We start from the raw sequence: 6,592 nt of genomic DNA on the forward strand, positions 1-6,592 counted from the left end.
GGGGACCAGGTCGGGGGTGAACTGGATGCGCTGGAAGCTCCCGCCCAGCACCTGGGCCAGGGTGGCGATGGTCCGGGTCTTGGCCAGCCCGGGCACTCCCTCCAACAGCAGATGCCCCCCGGACAACAACGCCACCAGGACCCGCTCCAGCATGCCCTCCTGACCGACAATCACCCGCTTGATCTCAAACAACGCCGCCTCGAGCTGCTGCCGGGCGACGGGGGCCTCGCCGATGGGGGCCAGGCGGGATGGTTGGTCGGTCACCTGGCGGGCTCCTTGGCCAGAGGGATGGCCACGGGAGCGCGGCCGGTTTTCCACAGTAGCGTGACCCACGGGATACGGCACTACCCGAATGGGAAGGAGCGGGCCCCCAAGGCCCCGAGGCCGGAGCTCGAGCTCCGGCCTCGTCCCACCATGCAGGCCTCGGGCGTCGCCGCCGCAGCGGCCGGGCGGCTAGCCTGCCGGCCGCCCGCGCCCGTCCGCCGCGAAGGCATTGGTTGTACCTGCCGTCCCTGAGAGAACGATGAGTTTCTCTTAGGACAGTCTTAAGAATGGCGTCCCGAACCGGACACCTGGGTGACGCCGAGCAGCTCCCCCGTCCGCCGCCCGGCGTCCTTGGGCGCGCCCGGCACGACCGGCAAGGCGAGCACGAAGGTCGAGCCGTGGCCGACCACCGATTCCACGGCGATCGTGCCCTCGTGCGCCTGGACGACCCACCTGGTGATGGCCAGCCCGAGGCCCGACCCGGCCATGCCGCGCACGCCCGGGGCGCGCCAGAAGCGGTCGAACACGTGGTCCAGGTGGCCCTCGGCGATGCCGATGCCGGTGTCGCGCACGGTCAGCTCGGCGACCCCGTCGTCGGCCCGCAGGCGCAGGTCGACCTTGCCGGCCCTGGTGTACTTGAGGGCGTTGTCGGCCAGGTTCCAGACCGCCCGGCGCAGGTCGTCACGGTCGCCGGAGACCCACACCTCCGGCAGCGGGCCCAGCGTCACCTCGACCCCCTTGCTGGCCGCCCGCAGGGCGTCGCGGTGCACGTCGGCGACCATGTGGTCGAACCGGAAGGTCCGCCTGGCCGGCCGCGCCGCCGCCTCCAGCCGGGCCAGGGCCAGCAGGTCGCCGACCAGCGACTCCATCCGCCGCAGCTCGGTGAGGACGTCGCGCAGGGCCTCGACCCGGTCCTCGCTCCGGGCGCCGGGGACCCGGGCCAGGAACTCGACGTTGGTGCGGATCGCGGTCAGGGGGGTGCGCAGCTCGTGGGAGGCGTCGGCGACGAAGCGGCGCTGGGAGTCGAGCGTCGTCTTCAGCCCCAGGTTGGCCTGCTCCAGCTCGGCCAGCATCTGGTTGAACGACAGCGACAGGCGGCCCAGCTCGTCGTGCGGGTCGCCGTCGACCGGCATGCGGTGGGAGAAGTCACGCTCGTCGCCGATCCGCTGGGCGGTGGCCCGCATGCGGGCCAGGGGCCGCAGCAGGGCCGCGGCCAGGCCGAGGCCGACGAGGGCGGCGACCAGCAGCACGGCCAGCCCGCCGGCGATCAGGATGGTCCGCAGCAGCCGCAGGGACCGCTCGACCCCGGCCAGGGAGCGGGCCACGGTCACCTGGCCCTGGAGCTTGACGATCTCGCTGGGCTGGTCGGCCACGGTCGCGCTGCGCCTGGGGACGGCCCTGCGGGCCTCGAACTGGGTGGCGTACATGGCCAGGGGCAGGCCGAGGTCGTTGGCCGACGGCCGGACGTTTTTGACCTGGCCGGGCGGCACCACCGGCAGGTCGACGCCGCCGAGGGCGTCCTGGGGCCGCTTGGCCTCGATCTCCAGGCGCAGCTCCGGGTCCCTGCGGGTCTCGACCACGATGTAGGTGTCGCGCTGCTGCTCGTTGGTCCACTGGTCGAGGATGTCGCCGGCCCGGGAGGCGGAGTTGTCGTAGTCGCTGGCCAGCACCTGGGCCAGCTGGATGCTCTGGCGCTGCACCGAGCCGTTGAACTCCTGGTGGAGGTTGCGGTCGACGTAGGCGTAGACCCACAGCCCGAACCCGGACACGGCGGTGGTGAGCAGGACCAGGTAGGCCAGGATGAGGCGGGCCCGGAAGGTCACCGGCCGCCCTCCGGGTCCTCGCGGAGGACGTAGCCGACCCCGCGGACGGTGTGGATGACCCGCTGCTCGCCCTCGGCCTCGAGCTTGCGGCGCAGGTAGCCGACGTAGACCTCCAGCACGTTGGAGTCGCGGCCGAAGTCGTAGTCCCATACCCGCTCCAGGATGGTCGAGCGGGTCAGGACCTGGCGCGGGTGCTCCAGGAACAGGGACAGCAGGTCGAACTCCTGGCGGGTCAGCGAGATGGTCCGCTCGCCCCGCCAGACCTCGTGGGTGGAGCGGTCCATGCGCAGGTCGCCGAAGCGCAGCTCGGCCGTGCCGGCGCCGTTGCGGCCCCGCCGCAGCAGGGCCTTGACCCGGACCAGCAGCTCCTCGAAGGCGAACGGCTTGACCAGGTAGTCGTCGGCGCCGGCCTCGAACCCGGCCACCCGCTCGGGCACCTCGGAGCGGGCGGTCAGCATGAGCACGGCCACCTCACCGGCCTGGCGCAGCCGCCGGCACACCTCCAGGCCGTCGATGCCGGGCAGCAGCACGTCCAGGATGACCAGGTCGGGTGCGTGGTCGAGGGCGCGGGTGAGGGCCTCCTCACCGGAGGCGGCCACCTCGACCTCGAACCCCTCGTAGGCCAGCGGTCGGCGAAGGGCCGCGGCCAGGAGGGGATCGTCGTCGACGACCAGGATGTGTGCGCCCATGCACCTACCGCCGTGGAACCGGCCGCCGTCCGGCGGCGATCGTCGCGTGCTGCCTTGTTGCCATTCTGCCTGCTCGGCGGCGCAACTGCCTAGCTCGGGCTGTCCACGGGGTGCTCGCGGCGCGCGTCGGTGATCGGCTTGTCGGGCCGGAGGCCCTTGAACGAGGACGCCCGCAGCTTGTCGTCCTGGGTCCACTTCAGGTACTCGACCTCGCAGACCAGCTCAGGCCGGACGAAGCGGGCCCCGCGCGGCCGCAACGTGCCCTCGAAGCCCTCGAACTGGGGCTTGTCGACCCGGAGCTCCTGCAGCCTGGCCAGCAGGTCGGCCAGGAAGGCGTGGGTGAAGCCGGTGCCGACGTTGCCGGCGTAGCGCAGCCGCCCGCCGTCGTACACCGCCAGCAGCAGCGAGCCCAGGGTGGCGGCCCGGCCGCCCTTGCCGGGCGTCCAGCCGACGATCACGCAGTCCTGGAGGCAGAGGGCCTTGATCTTGCGCCAGTCGTGCGAGCGGGTGCCCGGCCGGTAGGGGCTGGCCGCCCGTTTGGCCACGATCCCCTCCAGCTGCAGCGCCTTGACCTGGTCGAAGAACGCCTTGCCGGCGCCCTCGACGACCTGGGAGAGGCGGATGTCCCTGGTCTCGACCAGCACCTCGACCAGCCGGGCCCGCCGCTCCACCAGGGGCAGGTCGAGCAGGGACCGGCCGTCCAGCCACAGCAGGTCGAAGGCGAGGAACTGGACCGGCACCCGGCCCCGGTTCCGGGCCAGCTCGTCGGGGGTGCGGTGGAACCGGTCCTGCATGCGCTCGAACGACGGCCGGCCGTTCCGGTCGAGGGCCACGATCTCGCCGTCGACGACCGCGTTGCGGGCCGCCAGCTGGCGGTGCATGTCGATCAGCTCGGGGAACTGGGCCGTCATGTCGCGGGTCGTCCGCGAGGTCAGGCGGGTCGAGGTGCCCAGGTTGGCCAGGCAGCGGTGACCGTCCCACTTGACCTCGAACAGCCAGTCGTCGTCGTCGAACGCCTCGGCGGTGAGCACGGCCATCATCGGCTCGTAGGTCGGCGGCGGGGCCGGCTGGGGGAGCGACACCTTGCCCTTGAGGATGACCAGCCAGTCGCGGTCCCGGGTCCGGAACAGATGGTACTCGGCACCCTTGTAGCGGCTCCCGTGGAGCCGGACGGTGAGCTTGCCGTCGGCCACCTCCAGCGGCTCGTAGGTGCCGAGGTCGAACAGGCGGACCTCGCCCCCGCCGTACTCGCCGGCCGGGATCGTCCCGCTGAAGGTCAGGTAGTCGAGCGGGTGGTCCTCGGTGTTCACCGCCAGATGGCGCAGCCCCGGTTCCTCGGGCAGCCGCTTGGGCACGGCGAAGGAGACCAGCACCCCGTCCTGCTCGAACCGCACGTCGTGGTGCAGCCGCCGCGCATGGTGCTGCTGGATGGTGAACCGCCGCCCCGGTTCGAGCGGCGCGATCTCCGTCAACCCCGCCGGATGCGGTTCCTCCGGCAGGCCCGGGGGGTTCGCGGGACCGGTGGAGGCGGCGGGGCCGGTGGGCGCCGCCGGGTCGGTCGGGGCCGTGGGCGCGGCGGGTGCGGCGGGGGTTGTGGACAGCCGTTCGCCCCCGTTCCCGCCGCGGGCTACCCTCCCGTTCGGGGGCCCGTCCACAGGTGGGTGAGGGTCCGGCGCGGCCACCGGGGAGGCGGGGTCCGGCGCGGCCACCGGGGTGGGGGGTTCCGGGGTGCGGGTGAAGTCGCGTTTGGCCACGTACTCGTCGAGGCTGGCCCGCGAGGCCGGGCGGGTGGTGCGCTTGGGGGGGAACCTCGGGCGGCTGCGGTCGCGGGGCTCCTCGGGGGCGCCGGGGGTGAGGCCGAGGGCTTCCATGGCGGGGGTCAGGGACTGCTTGTCGTCCAGGACCGGCGCGAACCGGTCCCCGTCGGCGAACCGCTCCCAGACGTTGTCGATCCGGAAGTCACCCGGCTCGAGGTCGGTGTCCAGCTCGTCCCAGTCCAGCGGGATCGACACCGGCGCCCCGGGCAGCGGCCGCAGCGAGTAGACGCTGGCGATGTTGGCCCCCGACCGGTTCATCTGATGGTCGATGAACACCTTGCCCGCGCGGTCGGCGACCGGCCAGGCCATGGTCGCCTTCTCCGGGTAGGCGCGGACGACCAGCCGGCCCACCCGCTCCACGAACTCGCGGGCGTCGGTGTGGGTGTGGGTCCCGTCCAGGGGGACGAACACCTGCATGCCGGTCGCCCCCGACGTCTTGGCGTAGCCGCGCAGGCCGAGCCCGTCCAGGACGACCTTGACCAGCTTGGCCACGGTGCGGACGTCCTCGTAGGTGTACGGCTCGAACGGGTCCAGGTCGAAGAAGGCGTAGTCGGGCCGGTCAAGGGACCCGGCCCGGGCGTGCAGGGGGTGCATCTCGATGCAGCCCAGGTTGACCACGTACAGCAGGCTGGCCCGGTCCTGGGCGAGCACGAACTCGACGACCCGGGAGTCCTCCTCGGTGGGCACGGCCGCGGTGGGCAGCCAGTCGGGGGCGTGGGCCGGCACCTGCTTCTCGTAGAAGGGCTCGCCGGCCAGGCCGTTCGGCATCCGCTTCATGGTCAGCGGCCGGTCGTGGAGGTGGGGGAGGATCAGGTCGGCGACGTTCCAGTAGTAGGCCAGCAGGTCGCCCTTGGTGATGCCCTCGCCCGGCCAGTAGACCTTGTTCAGGTTGGAGAGGCGCAGCTCACGGCCGTCGGCCTCCAGCCGCCAGGCGTCGCCGGCCCGCGAGGCGGGCAACGCTGACGGAAACGGCAGGCGGCGGCGCCTGGCGGTGGCCAACGGTACCCGAGCCTCCTTCTGTTGCGTTGCTTGCCAGCGTACAGTTGTCCCTGGTCCGTGAACCGTCGCCTTCCGACGTGCCCGCCGCTCGCGGAGTGTTCCGACGTCACAAGGAGGCCTGGCTCGTGAAGACGATCTGGAAGGGGGCGATCTCCTTCGGGTTGGTCACCATCCCCGTCCGGGTGTATGGGGCCACCGAGGCGAAGAGCCTCCGCTTCAACCAGCTGCACGAGCCCGACGGCGGCCGGATCCGCTACAAGCGGGTGTGTTCGGTCGACGGTGAAGAGGTCGACTACTCCGAGATCGTCAAGGGCTACGAGTACGAGAAGGACCACTACGTCACCCTGACCGACGAGGAGCTGGACTCGCTCCCGGTGGCCTCGGCCAAGGCCATCGAGATCGAACGGTTCGTCGAGGCCGAGGAGATCGACCCGATCTACTTCCAGAAGGCCTACTACCTGGTGCCCGAGGGCACCGGGGTCAAGGCCTACCACCTGCTGCGCGAGGCCATGGCCGACGACGGCAAGGTCGCCCTGGCCAAGGTCGCCTTCCGCGACAAGGAGCACCTGGCCACCCTGCGGCTCCGCGACAACGTGTTCGTGCTGGAGACGATGTACTGGCCGGACGAGATCCGTGAGCCCAAGTTCGACGTCCTGGACGAGTCGGTCGAGCTGCGGCCCCAGGAGATCCGCATGGCCCGCAGCCTGATCGACAGCCTCACCGACGCCTTCCAGCCCGAGGAGTTCACCGACGACTACCGGGCGGCGCTCGAGGAGCTGGTCCAGAGGAAGATCCAGGGTGAGGAGATCACCTACACCGAAGAGGCCGAGCCTTCCAAGGTGGTCGACCTGATGGAGGCGCTGAAGGCGAGCGTCGAAGCGGCCAAGGCCGGCAAGCCGGCCCCCGAGCCCAAGACGACCAGCCGGCGGCGCAAGAAGGCGGCAGGCGAGTAGGCCAGCAGGCGAGGAGCAGGCGTCCCGGTCCCGGGGCGTCGTGGGGG

General features: G+C 71.8%; 5 protein-coding genes. 1 reads left to right on the forward strand and 4 read right to left on the reverse strand.

Annotated elements, in window-relative coordinates; translation table 11 throughout:
- The 4 genes from VF468_25955 to ligD form a co-directional block, all read right to left on the reverse strand.
- The coding region (locus VF468_25955; protein HEX5881732.1) for a MoxR family ATPase at nucleotides 1-264 on the reverse strand (264 nt) is incomplete at its 3' end.
- Between the two features lie 281 nt (nucleotides 265-545).
- Nucleotides 546-2,087 carry a HAMP domain-containing sensor histidine kinase gene (locus tag VF468_25960; GenBank protein HEX5881733.1) on the reverse strand — a complete coding sequence of 514 codons (1,542 nt, stop codon included), beginning with the start codon at nucleotides 2,085-2,087 and terminating at the stop codon, nucleotides 546-548.
- Nucleotides 2,084-2,776: a response regulator transcription factor gene (locus VF468_25965; GenBank protein HEX5881734.1), complete on the reverse strand. Its 693-nt coding sequence runs from the start codon at nucleotides 2,774-2,776 to the stop codon at nucleotides 2,084-2,086. Before VF468_25965 ends, VF468_25960 begins: the two co-directional genes overlap by 4 nt.
- 89 nt (nucleotides 2,777-2,865) lie before the next feature.
- On the reverse strand, nucleotides 2,866-5,592 hold the full coding sequence (gene ligD / locus VF468_25970) for a non-homologous end-joining DNA ligase (GenBank protein HEX5881735.1): 2,727 nt from the start codon (nucleotides 5,590-5,592) through the stop codon (nucleotides 2,866-2,868).
- A 125-nt stretch (nucleotides 5,593-5,717) separates the two neighbouring features.
- Between ligD and VF468_25975 the strand changes: the two genes are divergently transcribed.
- Nucleotides 5,718-6,545: a Ku protein gene (locus VF468_25975; GenBank protein ID HEX5881736.1), complete on the forward strand. Its 828-nt coding sequence runs from the start codon at nucleotides 5,718-5,720 to the stop codon at nucleotides 6,543-6,545.
- The last annotated feature ends 47 nt before the right edge of the window (nucleotides 6,546-6,592 follow it).

It is taken from the genome of Actinomycetota bacterium, from assembly GCA_036280995.1.
Lineage (GTDB): Bacteria > Actinomycetota > CALGFH01 > CALGFH01 > CALGFH01 > CALGFH01.

What these genes read in the sequence shown, in the direction of transcription:
- VF468_25965 (HEX5881734.1), bottom strand. Translation starts at nt 2,776, where the DNA reads ATGGGCGCACACATCCTGGTCGTCGACGACGATCCCCTCCTGGCCGCG.